The sequence below is a fragment of the Clostridium pasteurianum genome, from assembly GCF_001705235.1.
In the GTDB taxonomy this organism is placed as follows: domain Bacteria; phylum Bacillota; class Clostridia; order Clostridiales; family Clostridiaceae; genus Clostridium_S; species Clostridium_S pasteurianum_A.
The window spans coordinates 2,156,805-2,178,782 of record NZ_MCGV01000001.1 but is presented as its reverse complement, the minus strand read 5'-3'; the positions used below and the strand labels follow the sequence as shown (position 1 = coordinate 2,178,782).

Below are 21,978 nucleotides of genomic sequence, written 5' to 3'. Positions count from 1 at the left end.
ATGTTTAGAAGGCATAGAAGGCTAAGGAAAAATAGTTATATAAGGGATATGGTAAGGGAGACTACACTAAGTCCAAATGATTTTATATATCCACTATTTGTGGTTGAAGGAGAAAATATAAAAAAAGAAATACCATCTCTTCCTAATAATTATCATTATTCTTTGGACAGACTTCCAGAGATAATAGATGAAATAAGAGGGGCTGGAGTTAAAGGAATAATTTTGTTTGGGATACCTGATTATAAAGACGAGATAGGATCAGGAGCTTTTGATGAAAATGGAATCATTCAAAAGGCTGTAAGAAAAATAAGAGAACTAGACAAAAATTTATTTATAATAACAGATGTATGCATGTGCGAATATACAAGCCATGGACACTGCGGAATAATTCATGATGGTTATGTAAATAACGATGAAACTATAAAGTATATAGCTAAAATAGCACTTTCTCATGCAAAGGCTGGAGCAGATATGGTTGCACCTTCAGATATGATGGACGGAAGAATTGAGGAAATAAGAAATACACTTGATGAAAACGGATATGAAAATGTTTCGATAATGGCTTATAGTGCAAAATACTGTTCCGCTTTTTATGGACCATTTAGAGAGGCTGCTGATTCTGCGCCTAAGTTTGGAAATAGAAAAAGCTATCAGATGGACCCTGCAAATGCAAGGGAAGCAATGCTTGAAATTGAGGATGATATAAACGAAGGGGCAGATATAGTAATGGTAAAACCTGCACTTTCTTATCTCGATGTTTTAAAGACTGCAAGAGAAAGATTTGATGTTCCTATGGCAGCATACAGTGTTAGCGGAGAATATGCTATGATAAAAGCTGGTGCAAAGCTTGGATGGATAGATGAAAAGGCAATAGCCATTGAATCGCTTTTATCAATTAAAAGAGCAGGAGCAGATATGATTATAACATATTATGCCATAGAGGCTTCTAAATGGATTAGGTAATTAAATATTGCGAACTAACATTGATTTGTAACATTAAAAAAGCTCTATAAATCTAAGGTAAAGAAATTGTAAAATACTAAGATATTTCAATAACTCGCTGAAAAGATGCTCAGACAATTAAAATATCTAAGTATTTTACGATTTTTTCACCAAGATTTATTAGAGCTTTTTTAATGTTACAAATCAATGTTAGTTCGCTTTTGGAGTAAAACGAGGAAAAAATTCCTCCGTACCTACGGAATTTTAGGTATAGATTAAATTAGTAAATCACTATTTAGACAAGTGAATTTTCAATCATTCTACGAAGTTTGCGAAATTTAAATAACTGATTTAGTTTGATATCTATGCTTTTATTTATAGTTTATTTTAAAATAAAAATGTTAAAATATCGACAGCATAATAGAATTTGTTACCAAAAAAGCTATATAATATAATAGGGATTTATTATATTAATGTAATGGAGAGATACTATATGAATTATATTAAAAACTTAAAGGTAAAATTTAAATTATTTAGTGTAGTAATAATATTATTTATGTTGATAATTATGGTAATATTAAGTTCAGTGATTGTAACCAATAAAATTACTGATAATTACAATAAGGTTTATGGAAACTATTTAAAAAATGAGAAGATATTAAGTACATTAAAAAATAATATATATAAAAATAAATATGATTTTTTTCAGTATACTTCAAATAAAAAAATTAATCAGATGAATGAAATGGAGAAAATGGATATATCCGATTATGTTATTTGTACAGATAATATGCAAGGCGAAAAAGAAAGTTTGGAAAGAATAAGAAAAGGATTAATTATATATAATTTTCGAAAAAATACTGCGCTTGGATTATTAAAAGGAAATAATTATACTGATATGTCAAATCAATTAAATGATATGGATGAAATTGCAAGTTCTATAATTAATGAAGAAGATAAGCTTGTAAATATTAATTTAAAGTATGTTGAAGAGAGAAGTAATAAATATGATTTTTTACATAATAAAGTTAATATATTAATTGTAACAGTAGGTTTTTGTATAATTAGTACTGCGTTTGCACTTATTAGTTTTATTTTTAAGGATTTTTATAGACAGCTAAAAGATATTTTGATTCTTTTAAATACAGAAGTTAAGGATAATGCAGCGGAATATTTTTATGATACAAATAGGAAAGATGAACTTGGAAAAATAACAGAAAGAATTATATATATACGCCATAATTTAAATAAAGTTATAAAAGATACTTTCAAAAAAGAGGACAAGATACAAAAAGGTAAATTAAGAAATGTGCAGGATAATATTGGCTCTAATTCAGTAAGAGAATTATGCCAAACTATTGAGGAAGCTTATAAAGGTATAAATGTTATAGTATTTGAGTCTTCTGTTCAATGTATGAAGATTAACAATCAAATAAAAAAATTTTGTGATATGTCGGAAAAAATTAAAATATTTAAAAAAGGATCATTTACTTCAATAAACAATATAGCTGGAGCCACAGATAAGCTTGAGGATAAATTTAGAAAAGCAATATATGAGGGCAAAAAGGTGGTAGAGGATATTAATAATGATTACGGTTATAAAATAAGTATGATTAAAAATAAGGATAATGATTATTTATGTAAGCTTAATAAACTGTTTCAATTATTATATGAGGTAGAGTATATGTTTTTTAAATTGAAACAGGTTTTGGAAAGTGAAAGGAATAGATTTAATAATATAGAAAAAATTCCAGAAGAGGTTGAGGGCTATTCGAGATATTTGCAAGAAAATTTAAAACTAGTGATGGAAAGTATAGAGAAATTAAGTGTTTTGGCTAATGGTGAACAAACACTTATTGGAAAGCTTAATGGTGCATTTGCAGGTGGTAATGAATAAATTAATTATTGATTTTTTCAGAAGAGATACATTATTTTATAAGTAATAGAGGAAGAAAATTTTTTATTAGCAATAACCCGGTTAATCACACAATTATATAAAATGATTAGCTGGGTTTTTAACGTAATATCAAATAAATCAATGTAAACTTAAAAAAGTCATTGACAATATCCTAGTAAAGTGATAGATTTAATATAAATTAAAACATAATATTCATATCAAATTAGTAGGAATATTATGTTGAAAAATAAATCTATTTATTTTTTTATTTTGTTTTTACCAATATGGTTAAAAGTCATATAAAGTGATAAAAGAAGGTTTATTATGAAGTGTTATTATGAATTATTCAGTAATTTGAATTATGATGCTAAGAGAATTTTTAATTTACTTCAGAAAAAAGGGGCAATGACCAAGAGTGAAATTTCAACTTTAACTAATGTAAAATTGACAACTTTAAATCGTATAATGAGTCCATTAGAGAAAGAAAGGATTATAGTAAAGTATTGTATTGGAACATCTACTGGTGGAAGAAAACCTATAATGTACAATATTAATTTATGCAATTTTTATATTATAGGTATAAATGTAACAGATATTTATACTGAAATTGTATTTACTAATTTAAAACTTGAAATACTTGAAAAGCGAAAATTTGACATAAAGAATGAAAATCCATATAAGCTATCAAGCCAAATATTTGATGAAATAAATAAAGTTGTGTGTGAACTTAGGTTGGATTTATTGGAGTTGTTTGGAGTTGGAGTGGCTTTTTCTGGCTCATATTGTGATGCAGAATATACTTTAGATGAATATAAAAATATTTTCGAAGAGAAGTTAGGATGTACGGTGCTTACTCAGGAGGGAGTAAATGCTGGGGCGTTAGCAGAGTATTTTTATGGGTTTAAAGGTGATTTTGAAAGTACAGCTTATTTTGATTATGGTGAAAGGATTATGGTAGGAAGTTGCAAAGGAAAAGTGTTAAAGATGTCAACTAATTTACAAAACACTTTTGAAAATATAATTGTAAATAATAACGGGCTTAGCACAAAATGTATAAAAGATTATTGTTCTTTCGATCATATAGTAAGTAAGTTTGTTTCTGAAGTAAACAATGGGAAAAATACAATTATAAATAAATCGTTAGAAAAAATTAATTATAAGGACATATGTTTAGCTGCTGACAAGGGTGACATGTTATCAAAGAAAATTATAGAAAAAGCTGCAATAATTTTCTCAATGGGATTAATTAATTACGCAAATATTCTTAATATTAAATCTATTACTTTAAGTGGATCAATGATTTTTTATTCGGAATTTTTTTATAAAACTTGTGAAGAAATTATATCTAAAAGATTAAAAGTGGTTTTAAAAAAATATGGACATTTTAAAGAAGATACAATTGCTGTAGGTTCAGCAGCATTTGTAGTTGAAAGATGTCTTGAAAGTTAAAGGGAGGAAAATTATGATACTACAAATTAATGGGAAAGAAAAGAAAGTGAAAGATGGCTTAACGATAAGTGAAATTCTAGTAGAAGAAAATGTTGAAATGCCAGATATGGTAACAGTACAGTTAAATAATGAATTTATTGATAGAGATAAATTTACAGATACGGTTCTAAAGGAAAGTGATGTTATAGACTTCTTGTACTTTATGGGAGGTGGAAGTATTGGATTTTAGTGAGGAGCAAATAGAAAGGTATTCAAGGCATATTTTGCTTCAAGAAGTTGGAGTGGAAGGCCAGGAAAAGCTTTTAAATTCTAAAGTCCTTGTAGTTGGAACGGGGGGACTCGGAGCTCCTGCTGCTATGTATTTAGCTGCTGCAGGAATTGGGACAATTGGACTTGTAGATGGAGATGTTGTAGATCTTTCAAATCTTCAAAGGCAAATAATACATGGAACTAAGGATGTTGGAAAGCCAAAAGTTCAATCGGGAAAAGAAACAATTAATGCAATGAACCCAGATGTGAATGTAATAACTTATCATGAAATGGTTACATCACAAAATATACTAGACATAATAAAGGATCAAAATTATGATTTTTTAATTGATGGAACAGACAATTTTGCAGCAAAGTTTTTAATAAATGATGCCTGTGTTTTAGCAAAAAAACCTTTTTCTCATGCGGGAATTATAAGATTTCAAGGTCAGCTTACAACGTATATACCAGATAACGATACACCGTGTTATAGATGTATATTTCAATCACCACCTCCAGCCGGAGTAGTCCCAACATGTAGAGAAGCAGGTGTAATAGGAGCCATGGGAGGGATTATAGGAAGCCTTCAGGCACTTGAAGCTGTTAAATATATACTTGGAGTTGGAGAAACTTTAGCAGGATATCTTCTTACTTTTGATGCAAAGAAAATGGAATTCAGAAAGATAAAAGTAGCAAAAAACAAAAAGTGTGGAGTTTGCGGTGAGAATCCTACTATAAAAACACTTATTGACTATGAAAATCCTTCATGTGATTTAAAATCAGGAAAATTAAAAGGGTGATAAGATGATTTATTTAAAGAAATCAGAATATTGTGCCATCATAAAGCAAGCCAAAGATGAGTTTGATCATGAGTGCTGCGGCTTTTTAGCAGGTACAAAGAAGAATGGAAATATTTATATAGATAAGGTGTTCCCTATGAAAAATACAGACAACAGCAGTGAGCATTTTTCTATGGAGCCAAAAGAACAATTTGAAAAAATAAAAAGCATAAGGTCGTTTGGTATGGAGATGCTTGGAAATTATCATTCTCACCCATATTCACCATCAAGACCGTCAGAAGAGGACAAACGATTATCTTTTGATCCAAATGTAATTTATTCAATTTTATCTCTTCAAAATAAAGAAGTACCTGTACTTAATATGTTTAAAGTAATTAAAAATGAAAATTATGTTGAAAAACTTCAATATGAGATTGTTTAAAAGAGGTGTAAAGTATGCTTAATATAACTGATGAAAATCGAAAAGAAGTAGAAGACTTTAAGGAAAAGGCAGAACAATATTTGAATAAGCAAATTGATCCTTTAAGATTTAAGGCATTTAGAGTTTCAATGGGTGTGTACGAGCAGAGAGAAAAAGAAAATTACATGATAAGAATGAGACTTCCAGGTGGATTTGTAACACTTCCTCAGCTTAAAGTTATAAGTAAACTAGGAGAAGAGTACTCTCATGGAAAAATTCATCTTACATCAAGAGAAGATGCTCAATTTCATAAAGTAGACCTTAAGGATGTTTATAAAGTATTAAAGAAGCTTATAGACAATGGAATAATGACTAAGGGAACGGGAGGGAATACGATAAGAAATGTTGCAAGTTCACCTTTATCAGGAGTAGCTTATAATGATGTTTTTGATGTTGAACCGTATAAGGATAGAGTAACAAATTATCTTATAAAGGACCCTACAAATATGAATCTTCCAAGAAAATATAAAATTGCCTTTTCAGACAGTGTAGATGATACGGCTAATGCTTCTATTTCTGATTTGGGTTTTATAGCTCAAATTAAAGATGGGGTAAAGGGCTTTAAGGTATTTGGAGCAGGCGGACTTGGTGGAAAACCTAGAGCTTCAATAAAACTTGCAGATTTTATTGAAGCAAAAGATGTACTTTATTACGTAGTTGCAATGAAAAAGCTTTTTGAAAAGGAAGGTGACAGGACGAACAAAAATAAGGCTAGAATAAGGTTTATTACTTATAGATATGGTGATGAAAAATTTAAAGAACTCTTTAATGAAGAACTTAAAAAAGTTAAGGAACAGGAAAATCTTGATATTCTAATAGATGATAACAATAAAGTATGCTATGAAGATTTAGAGTATATTGATGATTTAAGTGATAAATATGAAAATGTGTTATTTAAGCAAAAACAGGAAGGTTATTATTCAGTTTATGTTCATCCAGAGTGCGGAAATCTCAAAATAGATGATTTAAACAAGGTAATAAACTTTTTAGACGGACTTAATTATAAAGTAACAATAAGACTTGCAAATACTCAAGGCTTTTTTGCACGCGATATTAAAAATGAGGATGCAGTGAAACTTGCAGATATAATAGGCGATTTTTCTTCAAATATAAATTTATTTAACTCCTCAACTTGCGCAGGTGCAGCAACTTGTCAGCTTGGATTATGTCTGTCTCAAGGACTTCTTAAAGCCATAAAGGATAAATTTAAGAATGAAGACATGAAAATAAAAAAAGCACTTCCTAAAATATATATTTCAGGTTGTCTCAATTCCTGTGCACAGCATGAAAAAGGAGCTATAGGATTAAATGGAAGAGCTAAAAGGACAGATGATGGACTAATTCCTATGTATACAGTTTCTCTGGGAGGATATCTTGGATCTAATGGCGCAAAGTTAGCGGAAGCAGTGGGTGATATACCTGCTAAAAAAGTACCAGAATATCTTTTAGAGCTTGCTGAGCTTAAAGCAAATTCAGTATACGTAAATTTTTATGAATTTCTTGATAATAATAGGAAAGAAATAAAAGAACTTACTGAAAAATATTCAACACTTGAAAGCTATAAAGATAATCCAGAACTTTATTTCGATTGGGGAGCATGCAAAAGATTTTCTCTTGAGGGAAGAGGAAAAGGTGAGTGCAGTACAGGTGTGCTTGATGTAATAAAAATGGATATATGGAATGCAGAATCGTATTTAAAAGATTATGGTATTTCTAAGAATAGTTCAAAACTTTATGAAGCTGCACTTTCAGCATCAAGGGCACTTCTGATATTGAGGGGAATAGATACGTCTAAAGAGAGGGAAATATTTAAAGAATTCATAAAGAATTTTGTTGATGAGGGATATTTAAGAGAAGATATAAAGGACTTAATTGATGAACTCATAGATTTTAAGCTTGGAGATATTAGTGATATATCAGATAAGGAAAAGGACGTAAGTTATGTTGTAGGTAAAGTTAGAGATATGTTTGATTCATTAGATGGCAAGCTTGACATAACTCTTCCCAAAGAAAATGAAGTAAATAAAGAAAGTAATTCAACAGGAAAGACAGAGGGAGAGTATAAAATTATTGATTTCAGAGGAGTTAAGTGTCCTATAAATTTTGTAAAAGTTAAAATTGAACTTTCTAAGGTGAAACCTGGTACGACACTTGGATTTTATCTTGATGATGGTGATCCTATTAACAATGTTCCTAGAAGTGTTGAAAAAGAAGGACATGAAGTAATAAATATTGATGATAAATTTAATGGATACAATCTTCTTGTGGTTAAAAAGAATAAATAGGGGGCAGAATTGTGAGATTTTCAACAAAGCTTATTCATGGCAATTATAATTTAGAGAAAACAGGGGCAACCAATGTCCCTATATATATGTCCAATGCATATGCTCATAGTTCTCCAGCTGAATTAGAAAATATATTTAAAGGAAAATTTCCGGGATATGTGTACAGCAGACTATCTAATCCAACTGTTTTAGCTTTTGAAAGAAGGATGGCAAGCATTGAAGGAGGGCTTACAGCAACTTCAGCAGCATCTGGCATGAGTGCTATATATATGGCAATTACTAATATTGTTAGTCCCGGTGATGAAATAATCGCTTCAACTGGTCTTTATGGAGGAACGTATACTCTTATTTCTAATTTAAAGGATATCGGGGTCAAAGTCATATTTTTAGAGGAAATAAATGAAGAGAGCCTTCTTAACAATATAACGAAGAGTACAAAACTCGTTTATGCTGAGACTATAGGAAATCCTAAACTAGATATTTTAGATGCTGAAACAGTAGGAAAAGTTTGCAACCAAAAGGGAATAATTTTTATGGTTGATTCTACTATTTCAACACCGTGTTTAATAAGTCCTATAGAATACGGAGCTGATATTATAATTCACTCTACATCGAAGTATATTAATGGTACTTCTAATGCTATAGGTGGAACAATAGTAGATTGCGGAAGTCAAAAATATAAAAACTATAGATATGAAAATTTTCATGAGTATGCTAAAAAGTATGGAAAGTTGGCTTTTACTGCCAAATTAAAGAGTACTATAGGTGTTGATATTGGTGCAGCAATGTCACCTTTTAATGCATTTTTATCTTTAACAGGTGTTGAAACTTTAGCGCTAAGAATGAAACAGCACTGTAAAAACGCTATGAAGGTAGCGGAATATTTAGAGAAAAGCCCTAAGGTAACTAGTGTAAATTATCCAAATCTTAAGAGCTCAAAATATTATGAATTAGCGGAAAAGTATTATAAAAATGGAGCTTCAGGCATACTTACCTTCAGGCTCGGCAGCAAAGAAAATGCATTTAAGTTTCTGGGAAAATTAAAACTCATATTGGATCTTACAAACATAGGAGATTGCAAAACTATAATAATACATCCAGCCTCTACTATATGTTCAAGCAATACGCCGGAAGAAAGAGAAAAAATGGCAGTATATGATGATTTACTAAGACTATCCGTTGGAATAGAGGATGTAGATGATATATTGGAAGACATAGATAGAGCTTTAGAAGCTATTTGAGGTGATGGTATGGAGAATAAAAAAAGTACTAATATAGTCTGGCAGGATACTAGAATAAAGAGAGAAAATAGGGAAAAAGTTTTAAAACAAAAGGGAGTAGTTTTGTGGTTTACTGGGCTTTCGGGTTCCGGCAAATCCACAGTTGCATCAATGCTTGAAGGTAGACTTTATGATATGGGGTACTTGACATATTTATTGGATGGCGACAATTTAAGGTACGGGCTTAATTCTGATCTTGGTTTTACAAGTGAAGATAGAACTGAAAATATAAGAAGGGTTTCTGAAGTTGCAAAACTATTTGTTGATGCAGGAATTATAACAATAACCACATTTATATCCCCTTTTAAGAAGGACAGAAATAGTGCTAGAAAGCTCTTAGGAGAAGATTTTGTAGAAGTTTATGTAGACTGTCCGCTTGATGTTTGTGAGAAGAGAGATCCAAAGGGAATATATAGGAAGGCTAGAGATGGTAGAATTAAGAACTTTACAGGGATAGATTCTCCTTATGAAAAGCCAGACAATCCTGAAATAACAGTTAAGACCTTTCAAAAGACTGAAAAGCAATGCGTAGATAAAATAGTGAAATATTTAAAGGAACATGAAATTTTTTAGGAGGGTGGAATGAAGTTATCATATGATATTTTAAAAACTGATCTTCTCATAATAGGGGGAGGTACAGCTGGATGTTTTGCAGCTATAAGTGCGGCAAAAAAACCTAGCATTCAAATATTAATTGTAGAAAAAGCTAATATTAAAAGAAGCGGCTGTCTTGCTGCTGGAGTAAATGCTTTAAATGCGTACATAACTGAAGATGAAACTCCCGATTCCTTCGTGGACTATGTGAAGAAAGAATTTAATGATGTAGTTAGAGAAGATTTGATTTATACAGCAGCAAAAAGACTTAATGAAGTTACACGAGAAATAGAAGAAATGGGTCTAACCATATTAAAGGATGACAGTGGAAAGTATGTTCCAAGGGGAAAAAGAAGTATAAAAATAAACGGAGAAAATATAAAGCCTATTTTAGCTGAAGCTGTGAATAAAAAAAACAATATAAAAGTTTTAAATGGAGTAAATGTTTTTGACTATATTGTGGCTGATGGAAGAGTTATAGGAGCTTTGGGTTTTTCAATTAAAGAGCCTAGGGTCTATATTATTTATTCAAAAGCAGTTATATGCACAACAGGTGGAGCTTCAGGAATATATAAACCTAACAATCCAGGGTTTTCAAGACATAAAATGTGGTACTCACCTTTTAATACAGGTGCAGGATATGCCATGGGAATAAGGGCTGGAGCTGAAATGACTACTTTTGAAATGAGATTCATTGCATTAAGGTGTAAGGACACGATTGCACCAACGGGAACTATAGCTCAGGGAGTTAAAACCCCTCAGGTTAATGGATTTTCAGAGGAATATGTTAAAAATTATGGCAAACCTACAACTATAAATAGATTGTACAGCACTGTCATGGAAAACTTAAGGGGAAATGGACCATGCTATTTAAAGACAAAGGGAATCACGGAAAATCAAGTTCAGGACTTATTTAAAGCATATTTAAATATGGCTCCAGCAGAGGCTTTAAGTTGGTTTGATAGAAAAATAAATCCTTCTAAGCAAAATATAGAAATCGAGGGTACAGAGCCTTATATAGTAGGTGGACATGGAGCAAGTGGCTATTGGGTTGATACTAAAAGAAGAACTACTTTAGAGGGACTTTATGCAGCTGGAGATGTGTCAGGAGGAAGCCCTAAGAAATATGTTACAGGGTGTTTTGCAGAGGGGCAAATAGCAGGGGAAAGTGCGGCTTGCTATATTGAAGGAAAAAAACTTGTTACAATTCCAGAAAGTAAAATACACGAATATATGCAACGTGTAGAAAGATTTTTTAATGGTGAAAGTGAATTTGATACAGAGCAAATAGAGGAAGCTATGCAGAAGACTATGGACGAGTATTCAGGGGGAATATCTCGGCATTACAGCTATACAGAAGAGAAGCTTAATATAGCAGAGAAAAGAATAGATGAACTTTTAAGACTTTCTTACAAGCTAAAAGCTAAAAATCAGCATGAACTTTTATCTATTTACGAATTAATTGATAGATTATATGTGGCAAAGGTTGTTATTGCTCATCTCAAAGCTAGAAAAGAGACTAGATGGAAATGCTATGAAGAAAATGATAGTTATAAAAATAAGGATGATAAAAACTGGCTTAAATATGTAAACTCTGTTTATAAAGATGGAAAAGTAAATATTTTATTTAGAAAACTTATTGGAAGGGATGAGATTTATGAGCATTAAAATCGATGTAAATAAATGCATTGGGTGTAAAAGGTGCGTAAATGTTTGTCCTGGAAGTTTGATAGAAGAAAATGAAAATGGAAAAGTCTTTATAAAATATCCTAAGGATTGTTGGGGATGTACTGCTTGTCTCAAGGAATGCAAATTTAAAGCAATAAAGTATTTTCTCGGTGCTGATATAGGAGGAAATGGTTCATATATGTATGTAAGTGAGGAAGGAGATAAGCTTAACTGGCATATGGTTAATCCAAGCAGCGAAGAGGCCATTATAAGAACCAATAGAAAGGAATCAAATAAATATTAGTGGAGGAAAGTGAAATGAAAAAGGATAGAATAGTCAGCCTTATTATAATTACCACAGTAGTTATAGGAATTCTATCAGGCTGTGCAGAAAAAAATAAAAAAATTTCACAGGTTAGAGTGGCATATTTTCCGAATGTAACACATTCACAAGCATTACTTCAGAAACAAGATGGTTCGCTCCAAAAAGCTTTAGGAAATAGTATTAAAGTAAAATGGCAGAAGTTCAATGCGGGTTCTTCAGAGGTAGAAGCATTTTTAGCAGGAGGAGTTGATATAGGATATATTGGACCTGGGCCTGCAATAAATGCTTATACAAAGTCAAAAGGTGATGTTCAAGTAATTTCAGGAACAGCAGACGCAGCAGCAATACTCGTTTCAAGAAAGGGTGCTAACATCAAAAGCGTTAAGGACTTAAAGGGCAAAAAGGTTGCAATACCTCAATTTGGTAATACTCAGGATTTAAATCTTAGAATTCTTTTATCGGAAAATGGATTAAAGGATAAAGCAAAGGGTGGAAATGTGGAAATAGTTCAAGCTGAGAATCCTGATATAAAAATTCTTTTGGATAAAGGTTCAATAGATGCAGCATTGGTACCAGAACCATGGGGTTCAAGACTTGTAAAAGAAGTTAATGCTAATGTTGTGCTTGATTACGATGGCATATGGAGAAAAGGCAAATATCCAACGGCGGTGGTTGTTGCAAGGAAAGAATTTATAAAAGATCATCCGGATATAGTAGAAAAATTCCTAAAAAACAATGTAAAAGAAACTGATGAAATAAATAAGAATACTGATAAGGCGGAAGACAGCGTAAATAAACAGCTTAAAGAGGTAACGGGTCAGGAATTATCTAAGGATATATTGGATTCATCTTTTAAGAGAATTAAAGTTACAAATGATCCTGAAAAACAGGCAATTGTAGAAATGGCAGATTGGTCTTTAAAGGAAGGATTTATAAGGAAAAAAGCTGATCTTAAAAATATGTTTGATTTTGAGCTTTTAAATAAAGTACTTAAAGCGGAAGGAAAAACTCAAGTACAATAATATTCTTATTAGTTTGTAGGGGAGGAGGAAGAGATTTGGGAATAGAAATAAAGGGAGTAAGTAAAGATTTCATATCCAGAGAAAAAAAGACACACACTTTAGAAGACATAAATCTTTCCATAAAAAATGGAGAATTTATATGTTTACTTGGACCTTCTGGCTGCGGAAAATCCACACTGCTCAATATACTAGCCGGCCTTGAAAAGCCTACAAAGGGAAAAGTGTATTTAAATAATGTAGAAATAAAAAAACCAGGACCGGATAGAGCTTTTATGTTTCAAGATTCTGCACTTTTTCCATGGCTTAAGGTTATAGACAATGTTGAATTTGGAATGAAAATCAAAAATGTGCCTCAGGAAGAAAGGCATGAAAAGGCACTTAAGTATCTTAAAATGGTACATCTCACTAAATTTCAGAATTCATATATACACGAGCTTTCTGGAGGAATGCGACAAAGAGTTGCACTTGCGCGTGCATTAACACTCGATTCAGAAGTCCTTTTGATGGATGAGCCATTTTCAGCTCTTGATAGCCAGACTAAAAGCATACTCCAGCTTGAACTCCAAAATATATGGTGGGAAACAAAAAAGACAATAGTATTTGTAACTCACAATGTTGAAGAGGCTGTACTTCTTGCTGACAGAGTTGTTGTAATGTCAGCAAATCCAGGGAAGATTAAAAATATATTTGAGATAAAATTGGGTAGACCTAGAAAAGCCGAAAATGTTGATTTAGCTTATGTTGCTGCGGAAGTAATGAAGGAGCTTAAAGAGGAGGTGGAGAAGGTTGCAAAGGAAGAGTACGACAGTGATTGGGATTTTGAAAAGAGTTCTGTTTTATATAATTCTGATAATGATTTGGGAGCTGGTTTATAAAGTCTTTGTAGATGAGCTTTCCATATGGAAGGCATATACTTTTCCATCTCCATTTGATGTTATTACATCTCTTGCATATTTAGTTTATGACAATACACTTTTTGTGGCTATGGGGGCTAGTATAACAAGACTTATTGTAGGATATTTAATCTCTCTTGTAGTAGGTACAGTTTTGGGATTATTAGTCATAAGGTTCAAGTATTTAGATGAGAATTTAACGCCGCTTATGCTTGGACTCCAAACATTGCCAAGTGTATGTTGGATACCATTTGCCATACTCTGGTATGGAATTAATGAGAGTTCAATAATATTTGTAACTATTATAGGTTCTGTTTTTTCTATAGCTCTTTCTATAGTAGCTGGAATAAAGAATGTAAATCCTATTTATGTTAAAGCTGCTAAGACTATGGGAGCAAAGGGGAAAAAATTATATTTTAATGTAGTAATTCCTTCTGCACTCCCAGAAATTATATCAGGTATGAGGCAGGGATGGTCCTTTGCGTGGAGAGCGCTTATGGCAGGTGAAATGCTTTCAGCTACAAAGGGCTTAGGACAGGTACTTATGGCAGGAAGAGACTTAGGAGATATAAGTCAGGTCATGGCAGTTATGATTGTGATAATAGTCATTGGGCTTGTATTTGATAAATTATTATTTGGAAAACTTGAAAGAAACATTAGATACAAATGTGGTCTTGAAAAGAAAAATTGAGGAGGTAATTTGAATGGATCATTTAGATAGATTAGAAGCAGAAAGTATTTATATACTGAGGGAGGCATACAAGCATTTCGGTAAGCTTGGAATGCTCTGGTCTATAGGAAAGGATTCTACAGTAATGCTTTGGCTTGCACAAAAAGCTTTCTTTGGAAATTGTCCATTCCCACTTATTCATGTAGATACTACTCATAAAATTCCCGAAATGATTAAGTTTAGGGATGAGGTAGCTAAAAAATATCACTTAAATTTAATTGTTCATACTAACTGGGATGCCATTAATGGAGGAATGGGACCTCAAAAGGGAAGACTTGAATGCTGTAAGGCACTAAAGACGGATGGACTTCAACAGGTTATAAATAAGTATAAGTTTGAAGGACTTATAGTCGGCATAAGAAGGGATGAAGAAGGTTCAAGATCAAAGGAAAGAGTATTCAGCGAGAGGAATTCTGATTCAGAGTGGGATTATACAGATCAACCACCAGAACTTTGGGATCAGTTTAAAACTGATTTTAAAAAGGGAAACCATATAAGGGTACATCCTCTTTTGGGCTGGACAGAGTTAGATATATGGGAATATATAAGGCGAGAAAATATTCCAGTAGTTAGTTTGTATTTTGCTAAAAACGGCAAACGATATAGAAGTCTAGGCTGTGCTCCATGTACATCACCAATAGATTCAAATGCTTCAACTCTTGATGAAATAATTGAAGAACTTAAAAATACCAATGAGACAGAGAGAAGCGGCAGAGCACAGGATAAAGCAGATCCACATGCACTTGAGAAGCTTAGAAAACATGGATATATGTAAGGGGGAGTAATGATGAGCTTACGAGAAAATTTAAATATAGTATTTGTTGGACATGTAGATCACGGTAAATCTACTTTAATTGGAAGGCTTTTATATGACACTAATTCACTTCCAGATGGAGCAGTAGAAAAGGTGAAGAAAATATCAGAGGCAGAGGGGAAGAAGTTTGAATATGCGTTTCTACTGGACGCCTTTGAAGAGGAACAGAGACAGGGCATAACAATTGATATAACTATGATTCAATTTTTTACGAAGAAAAGAGATTATGTCATAATAGATGCACCAGGACATAAGGAATTTCTCAAAAACATGATATCTGGAGCAGCAAGTGCAGAAGCTGCAATTTTAGTCATAGATGCTAAGGAAGGTATACAGGAGCAATCTAAAAGACATGGATATATATTATCATTACTTGGAATAAAGAAGGTATATGTTGCAGTAAATAAAATGGATTTAGTGGATTATTCTGAAGATAGGTATAATGAAATAGTAAGTCAGTTTAATGAATTTCTAGGTAATTTAGATATACATCCAGAGGCTTATATACCTATATCGGCTTTTCTAGGAGAGAATGTAGCTAAAAAATCTGAAAAAATGCCGTGGTATAAGGGAAAAGATATAATTGATACTATGGACAGTATAGAAAAAGAAAAGGGAATTGAAAACAAGCCCTTAAGATTTCCTGTTCAGGATGTTTATAAGTTTGATAGCAGAAGGATTATAGCAGGAAGAATAGAATCAGGTTCGCTAAAAGTAGGAGATGAAGTTGCATTTTATCCTTCAGGAAAAACAACTAAAGTTAAGTCATTAGAGTTCTGGCAGGATAAAGATAAAATAAATGAAGTTTCCGCAGGGATGTCTGTTGGAATCACGGTGGAGGATGAGTTTTACAATAAAAGAGGCGAAATAATATGCCATAAGGATTCTCCTATAACTGTATCAAAAGCTTTTAATGCTAATATATTTTGGATGGGTAAGGAACCGTTAAAAAAGGGTAAGAAATATAAGCTTAAAATTGCAACTCAAGAGTTAGAAGTTGAAATTTATGAAATAAATAAAGTAATAGATGCAGCAACACTTAAACAGAAGGAAAATGTAGAGCAAATAAATAAAAACGATGTTGCTGAGGTTGTAATAAAATCTAAAACTTCTATGTGTTTTGATGCATTTAATAAAAATGAAGCATTAGGACGTTTTGTAATAATAGATAACTATAACACTAGCGGCGGAGGAATAATCCTTAGGAGTGCAGAGGTATCAAAAAAGAATGCACTGCAGAAAAGCTTAGTGACTAGAGAAGAAAGAATAGAAAAACTAGGTAAAGAGGGGCAAGTAGTTTTTGTAACTGCCGATGATGAAAAGGTAAGTACAGAGTTTGCAGCAAAACTAGAAAGAAAATTGTTTGATTTAAATAAAAAAGTATACTATGTACCAGCAAGTGGAGACCTTGATAAAGATCTTAAGTTTGCAGAAGTTTTAAAAGAAAATGGAATAACTGCAATAATAGCTGCAAAAAATAATTTGGATATAGAGATTAAAGAAGGCTGCACAGAAATTGCTGTAAGTGAAGATGGCAAAATAAGTTCTAATATATTGCAAGTGATTTAAAACAAATAAAGGATTGGTATTCATGAAGAAGCCAATCCTTTATTTTTGGGCTTATTTTCATATGTTTCTTTAGATATGAATTATAAAAAAAGCAAACCATCAAAAAAACGATCAAAACCTTTTAAATTGCATTTTTATTGGTTATTTAAAAATTCTTATTTAAAAAAATAAAAATATGTAGTTTTTAATAGTATTACATAGTTTGCAGCTTAATATGATACTATGAGTTAAGCTTTAGTTAAACTTTTGGTAAATAACATTAAAAAAAATAATGAGATTATGAAATTTAAATTATTAAGTAATTCAAAATATAAAAGAGAAACCAAGTTGAAATTTAATTCATGCAGATTACAAAATGTCAATCTAGACAGTATAGTGTATGAATAAAAGTGGGAGGAGTTTTATTTGAAGAAGAAGTTTTTAGTATCAGTTTTAGCTGTAATGATGCTTTTGGCAATAGCGTTAACAGGTTGTCAAAGTAGCAATAATAGTAGTAATAGCAGTCCTTCAGCTAAAAAATACACAATAGCAACAGATGCAACGTATGCACCATTTGAGTTTAGGTTAGGTAATAAGTATCAGGGAATAGATATAGATATTTTAGATGCAGTAGCTAAGAAGGAAAATTTTACTTATGATTTAAAACCTATGAACTTTAATGGTATAATACCAGCACTTCAAGCAAATCAAGTGGATGGCGCAATTTCAGGAATGAGTATAACTGATGAAAGAAAGCAAACTCTTGATTTTTCAAGTTCATATTATGATTCAGGGCTATGCATAGTATCTAAATCAAGTAATAATAGTATTAAAAAGGTAAGTGACATAAAAGGAAAAGTTGCTGCACTTAAAAAGGGAACAGCAGGAGCAGCTTATGCAGAAGCCAACAAGGACAAGTATGGATTAACCTTGAAATACTTTGATGATAGTCCTTCAATGTTTCAGGCAGTTATAAATGGAAATGCAGATATAACCTTTGAAGATTATCCTGTAATAGCTTATAAAGTGTCAATAGATAAAAATTCTGGACTTAGAATAGTTGAAAATAAAAAGATTACAACTTCTCCATATGGTTTTGCAGTTAAAAAAGGCCAAAACAAAGAGCTTTTAAAGAAATTTAATGATGGACTTAAGAAAATAAAGTCAGATGGAGAATATGATAAAATTATTAAGAAATATATAAGTACTGGCAATGAGGCACATAAGCAAGCTCAAAATGAAACACAGACAAATAATATGACTTTGATTAAGCAAAGTTTTCCACAGCTTTTAAAAGGCCTCGAAATGACTCTATTTATTACAGTTATTGCAATGCTTATAGCTATTGTAATAGGTGCAATGCTTGGCTTCTTCAGTATAAGCACCAGTAGAATACTTAAAACAATATCAAGATGGTTTGTAGACATAATAAGAGGAACACCACTTTTAGTTCAGGCATTCTTTATATTCTTTGGAATACCAGGATTGACAGGCTTAAAAATAAATCCGATAGTTGCAGGTATTATTGCTGTGAGTTTAAACGCAGGAGCGTATATGTCTGAAATATTTAGAGGCGGTATACTTTCCATTGATAAAGGACAAATGGAAGCAGCAAGAAGTTTAGGTGTACCTTACAAGACTGCTATGCTTAAAATAGTATTTCCACAGGCAGTTAAAGTAATGATACCATCTATCGTAAATCAGTTTATAATTTCACTTAAGGATACATCAATATTATCTGTTATAGGAATACAAGAATTAACAAATACAGGTCAGATAATAATAGGAGCTACCTTTAAAGCGTTCCAAATATGGTTAATAGTTGCGATTATGTATTTTGTAATAATTAAATTATTATCTATTTTATCAAGGAAGATTGAGAGGTATGTTAAAATATGAGCAATGATGTAGCAATAGAGGTTAAAGAACTTAAGAAAAATTATGCTTCTAATGAAGTATTAAAAAAGATAAATCTTGCGGTTGAGCGAAATGAAGTTGTATGTATAATAGGCCCATCTGGTTCAGGAAAAAGTACGCTTTTAAGGTGTATGAATGGTCTTGAAGAAATAACAGCTGGACAAATGATTGTTGACGGAAAAGATTTATCTGATAAGAATGTTAATATAGATAAATTAAGAGAAAATGTAGGTATGGTTTTTCAAAACTTTAATTTGTTTCCACATTTAAGTGTTTTAAAAAATATAACTTTTGCTCCAATTCAGTTAAATAAAATGTCAGAAGCAGAAGCTCAAAAAACGGCACTTAATCTTCTCGATAAGGTTGGACTTAAAGATAAAGCAGATGAATATCCAGAAAAACTTTCAGGTGGTCAAAAGCAAAGGGTTGCAATAGCTAGGGCACTTGCTATGAGCCCAGATATAATGCTTTTTGATGAACCAACATCAGCACTTGATCCTGAGATGGTTGGAGAAGTTCTCGGAGTTATGAAAGACCTTGCAAAAGAGGGAATGACTATGGTTGTTGTTACTCATGAAATGGGCTTCGCAAGAGAAGTGGCTGATAGAGTTATATTTATGGCAGATGGCTATATTGTAGAGCAGGGAAAACCTGAAGAAATATTTAAAGCCCCTAAACAGGATAGAACAAAAGACTTTTTAAATAAAGTATTATAGAAGAGAAGTAACAGTGATTTGGAACATTAAAAAAGTTTAATAAATCTAAGGTTAAAAAATCGTAAAATACTAATATATTTCAATAACTCGCTGAAAAGATGCTCAGACAAATTGAAATATCTAAGTATTTTACGATTTTTCAACCAAGATTTATTAAAACTTTTTTAAATTGTTCCTTCATCACTGTTACTTCTCTTTAAGGGTAAGGCAAGGAAGAAATTCCTCCGTGCCTACGGAATTTTATAAATATTAGTGCCTAAATTGTGGGCCAGCTATCATTAATCTGTAAGGTGATGACATTGCTTCACTTGTCAGTAGATGAGGAGTTTGTCTTTGATATTAGAATCTTTTTTCTGATTTTGTTTATATTAATGCTATATGTTATAATTTTTATAAAGTTTCTATAATTAAATTTGATTCATGAAAACTAATGGAGGTACTATATACTTGTTTGCGAAGGAAAGATATAATGCTATTCTCGATATTTTAAATCGAGATGGTAAAGTAGTTGTAAAAGATTTAAGCGTAAAATTTAATGTTACGGAAGATTGTATAAGAAAAGACCTCAGATATTTAGAAAATAATAATTTTTTAAAAAGGACATATGGGGGAGCTATACCAATAAGACAAAGTGCACATTATAATAAGATAAGTGATAGAAGACATGCACATGTAGATGAGAAGTTAATAATTGCTAAGAAAGCCTTTGATTTAATAGAGGAAGATGAAACAATTTTTTTAGATATATCTACTACAAATATTTTGTTGGCAGAACTTTTGTCTAAAAGTGATAAAAAGGTAACAGTTATGACTAATATGATAGATATAGTTTCAATATTAAACATGGAAAACAATGTAAAAGTAATATCTACAGGAGGAGTGCTTTCGAAAGATTTAAATGGATATGCATGTTCAGCAACAATAGATGTTATATCTAATTATAAATTTAACAAGGCATTTATAGGAAGTTGTGGTGTGGATTTATATGATAATAGTGTTACCACTTTTGAAGTAGAAGATGGAAACACCAAAAAAGCAATAATAAGAAATAGTAAAGTTGTGTATCTAGTTATGGATAATAGTAAATTTTATTTTGGTGGAACTTATAAGTTTGCTCATTTTGAAGATATAGATGCTATTATCACAGATAAGGTACCAAGTGAGCAGATATTTAGCATAATGAAGAAAAATGATGTGGATATAGTTTAATGTATAGTGAGGAGCAATGGTATGATATTTTTTGGACACTTAGGGATAACAACTGGTGCGATAAAATTATGTGAAAATTCAATTTTAAATAGAGAAAAAAAAGAAAGTAATATAGATTATAGATTTTTGCTTGTTGGATCAATATTACCTGATATTATAGACAAACCAATAGGGGCTTGGTTATTAAGAAATGTATTTCATAATAGTAGATTATTTGGACATACAATGCTATTCTCGATAGTATTACTTTGCATAGGATTATATAGGCAGTTGAAGTATAAAAAAAATGGTGTTCTCATGCTTGGAGTGGGAAGTGCAATTCATCTTATCTTAGATAGTATGTGGCTATATCCTAAAATATTATTTTGGCCTTTTACAGGATGGATTTTTCCAACAAGACCTGAAGGTGAATGGCTTAAAAGTGGACTTCTAAGGCTTATATCAGATCCTACGTATTATTGCTCTGAAATATTAGGATTTATTATTATAGCTTATTATTTTGTAAAGCTTATAAGAAGACATGAAATAAATAATTTTACAAGGCATGGTAAATTGTAAAAAATCAGCCACCATTAACAGCTGGAAATTAATATTAATGGTGGCTGGGTTTTTACTAATAGTGTTGACAAAATAAGCCAATAGTAGTATATTTAAAGTATACTATTAAAGTATACTTTAAATAGGAGAAAGATATGAGATTAACACAAGAAGCAGATTATAGTATGAGAGTTGTATTGTATTTATCTAAACTTGGATATGGAGAAAAGATTGATGCGGCAACTATTGCTGAGCATGAAAAACTTCCACTGCGTTTTTTACTTAAGCTTTTAAGGAAACTAATAAAAAGTGGAATTATAAAATCCTATAGAGGTGTAAAGGGTGGATATGCTTTAAATAAACTTCCAAAGGATATCAATTTAAGACAGGTAATAGAGTCTATAGATGGGCCTATAGGCGTTAATAGATGCCTTCTTGACCCGCATTATTGTAATGCGGAACGTACAGGATTTTGTGAAATACACAGTGCTCTTTCAAAAGTTCAAAAAGATTTAATTAATAATCTTGAGAACATAAATTTTGAAAATTTAAAGAATAGTAATAACTAAGGACTTTTATATATTGTCCTTTTTTATAGAATAAAAACTATACTTAAAAGGTATACTTTCAAGGAGGATTTTTT

The 21,978-nt window shown here is 31.5% G+C and carries 21 protein-coding genes; all 21 read left to right on the top strand.

The window, feature by feature from the left end; genetic code table 11:
- The 21 genes from hemB to BEE63_RS09495 all read left to right on the top strand — a co-directional run bounded on the left by hemB (nt 1) and on the right by BEE63_RS09495 (nt 21,904).
- The gene (gene hemB, locus BEE63_RS09595; protein ID WP_066021173.1) at nt 1-963 is read left to right on the top strand and encodes a porphobilinogen synthase; all 963 of its coding nucleotides are present in this window, start codon (nt 1-3) and stop codon (nt 961-963) included.
- Nucleotides 964-1,435: 472 nt separating this feature from the next.
- Nucleotides 1,436-2,839, top strand: coding sequence for a hypothetical protein (locus tag BEE63_RS09590; protein ID WP_066021172.1), 1,404 nt, complete (start codon nt 1,436-1,438; stop codon nt 2,837-2,839).
- A gap of 324 nt (nt 2,840-3,163) precedes the next feature.
- Entirely contained in the window at nt 3,164-4,288 is a 1,125-nt protein-coding gene (locus BEE63_RS09585) for an ROK family transcriptional regulator (protein ID WP_066021171.1), read from the top strand.
- 13 nt (nt 4,289-4,301) lie between these two features.
- Nucleotides 4,302-4,517, top strand: a complete 216-nt coding sequence (gene thiS, locus BEE63_RS09580; RefSeq protein ID WP_066021170.1) for a sulfur carrier protein ThiS — start codon at nt 4,302-4,304, stop codon at nt 4,515-4,517.
- Nucleotides 4,507-5,337, top strand: a complete 831-nt coding sequence (locus BEE63_RS09575) for a HesA/MoeB/ThiF family protein (RefSeq protein ID WP_066021169.1) — start codon at nt 4,507-4,509, stop codon at nt 5,335-5,337. The genes thiS and BEE63_RS09575 overlap by 11 nt, the downstream gene beginning before the upstream one ends.
- A 4-nt stretch (nt 5,338-5,341) precedes the next feature.
- Nucleotides 5,342-5,758, top strand: a complete 417-nt coding sequence (locus BEE63_RS09570) for a M67 family metallopeptidase (RefSeq protein ID WP_066021168.1) — start codon at nt 5,342-5,344, stop codon at nt 5,756-5,758.
- A gap of 14 nt (nt 5,759-5,772) precedes the next feature.
- Nucleotides 5,773-8,082, top strand: a complete 2,310-nt coding sequence (locus tag BEE63_RS09565; RefSeq protein WP_066021167.1) for a sulfurtransferase TusA family protein — start codon at nt 5,773-5,775, stop codon at nt 8,080-8,082.
- 11 nt (nt 8,083-8,093) lie between these two features.
- Nucleotides 8,094-9,323 (top strand): O-acetylhomoserine aminocarboxypropyltransferase/cysteine synthase family protein, encoded by a 1,230-nt coding sequence (locus BEE63_RS09560; protein ID WP_066021166.1) that lies wholly within the window; start codon nt 8,094-8,096, stop codon nt 9,321-9,323.
- Nucleotides 9,324-9,332: 9 nt separating this feature from the next.
- Nucleotides 9,333-9,935: an adenylyl-sulfate kinase gene (gene cysC / locus BEE63_RS09555; protein WP_066021165.1), complete on the top strand. Its 603-nt coding sequence runs from the start codon at nt 9,333-9,335 to the stop codon at nt 9,933-9,935.
- A 9-nt stretch (nt 9,936-9,944) separates the two neighbouring features.
- Nucleotides 9,945-11,624 (top strand): adenylyl-sulfate reductase subunit alpha, encoded by a 1,680-nt coding sequence (locus tag BEE63_RS09550; RefSeq protein ID WP_066021164.1) that lies wholly within the window; start codon nt 9,945-9,947, stop codon nt 11,622-11,624.
- Entirely contained in the window at nt 11,614-11,928 is a 315-nt protein-coding gene (locus BEE63_RS09545) for a 4Fe-4S dicluster domain-containing protein (protein WP_066021163.1), read from the top strand. Before BEE63_RS09550 ends, BEE63_RS09545 begins: the two co-directional genes overlap by 11 nt.
- A 14-nt stretch (nt 11,929-11,942) precedes the next feature.
- The gene (locus BEE63_RS09540; protein ID WP_066021162.1) at nt 11,943-12,971 is read left to right on the top strand and encodes an aliphatic sulfonate ABC transporter substrate-binding protein; all 1,029 of its coding nucleotides are present in this window, start codon (nt 11,943-11,945) and stop codon (nt 12,969-12,971) included.
- A 35-nt stretch (nt 12,972-13,006) separates the two neighbouring features.
- Nucleotides 13,007-13,846 carry an ABC transporter ATP-binding protein gene (locus tag BEE63_RS09535; RefSeq protein WP_066021161.1) on the top strand — a complete coding sequence of 280 codons (840 nt, stop codon included), beginning with the start codon at nt 13,007-13,009 and terminating at the stop codon, nt 13,844-13,846.
- Nucleotides 13,824-14,555, top strand: a complete 732-nt coding sequence (locus BEE63_RS09530; RefSeq protein ID WP_198507946.1) for an ABC transporter permease — start codon at nt 13,824-13,826, stop codon at nt 14,553-14,555. The genes BEE63_RS09535 and BEE63_RS09530 overlap by 23 nt, the downstream gene beginning before the upstream one ends.
- Before the next feature lie 13 nt (nt 14,556-14,568).
- Nucleotides 14,569-15,369 carry a sulfate adenylyltransferase subunit CysD gene (cysD, locus tag BEE63_RS09525; RefSeq protein WP_066021159.1) on the top strand — a complete coding sequence of 267 codons (801 nt, stop codon included), beginning with the start codon at nt 14,569-14,571 and terminating at the stop codon, nt 15,367-15,369.
- A 12-nt stretch (nt 15,370-15,381) separates the two neighbouring features.
- Nucleotides 15,382-16,977, top strand: a complete 1,596-nt coding sequence (locus BEE63_RS09520; protein ID WP_066021158.1) for a GTP-binding protein — start codon at nt 15,382-15,384, stop codon at nt 16,975-16,977.
- 405 nt (nt 16,978-17,382) lie between these two features.
- On the top strand, nt 17,383-18,855 hold the full coding sequence (locus BEE63_RS22450; RefSeq protein ID WP_347464294.1) for an amino acid ABC transporter substrate-binding protein/permease: 1,473 nt from the start codon (nt 17,383-17,385) through the stop codon (nt 18,853-18,855).
- Entirely contained in the window at nt 18,852-19,589 is a 738-nt protein-coding gene (locus BEE63_RS09510) for an amino acid ABC transporter ATP-binding protein (RefSeq protein WP_066021157.1), read from the top strand. The genes BEE63_RS22450 and BEE63_RS09510 overlap by 4 nt, the downstream gene beginning before the upstream one ends.
- A 447-nt stretch (nt 19,590-20,036) precedes the next feature.
- Complete coding sequence (locus BEE63_RS09505; RefSeq protein ID WP_066021156.1) at nt 20,037-20,798, top strand: DeoR/GlpR family DNA-binding transcription regulator; 762 nt, start codon at nt 20,037-20,039, stop codon at nt 20,796-20,798.
- A gap of 21 nt (nt 20,799-20,819) precedes the next feature.
- On the top strand, nt 20,820-21,356 hold the full coding sequence (locus tag BEE63_RS09500) for a metal-dependent hydrolase (protein ID WP_066021155.1): 537 nt from the start codon (nt 20,820-20,822) through the stop codon (nt 21,354-21,356).
- 134 nt (nt 21,357-21,490) lie between these two features.
- Nucleotides 21,491-21,904: an RrF2 family transcriptional regulator gene (locus tag BEE63_RS09495; RefSeq protein WP_066021154.1), complete on the top strand. Its 414-nt coding sequence runs from the start codon at nt 21,491-21,493 to the stop codon at nt 21,902-21,904.
- The last annotated feature ends 74 nt before the right edge of the window (nt 21,905-21,978 follow it).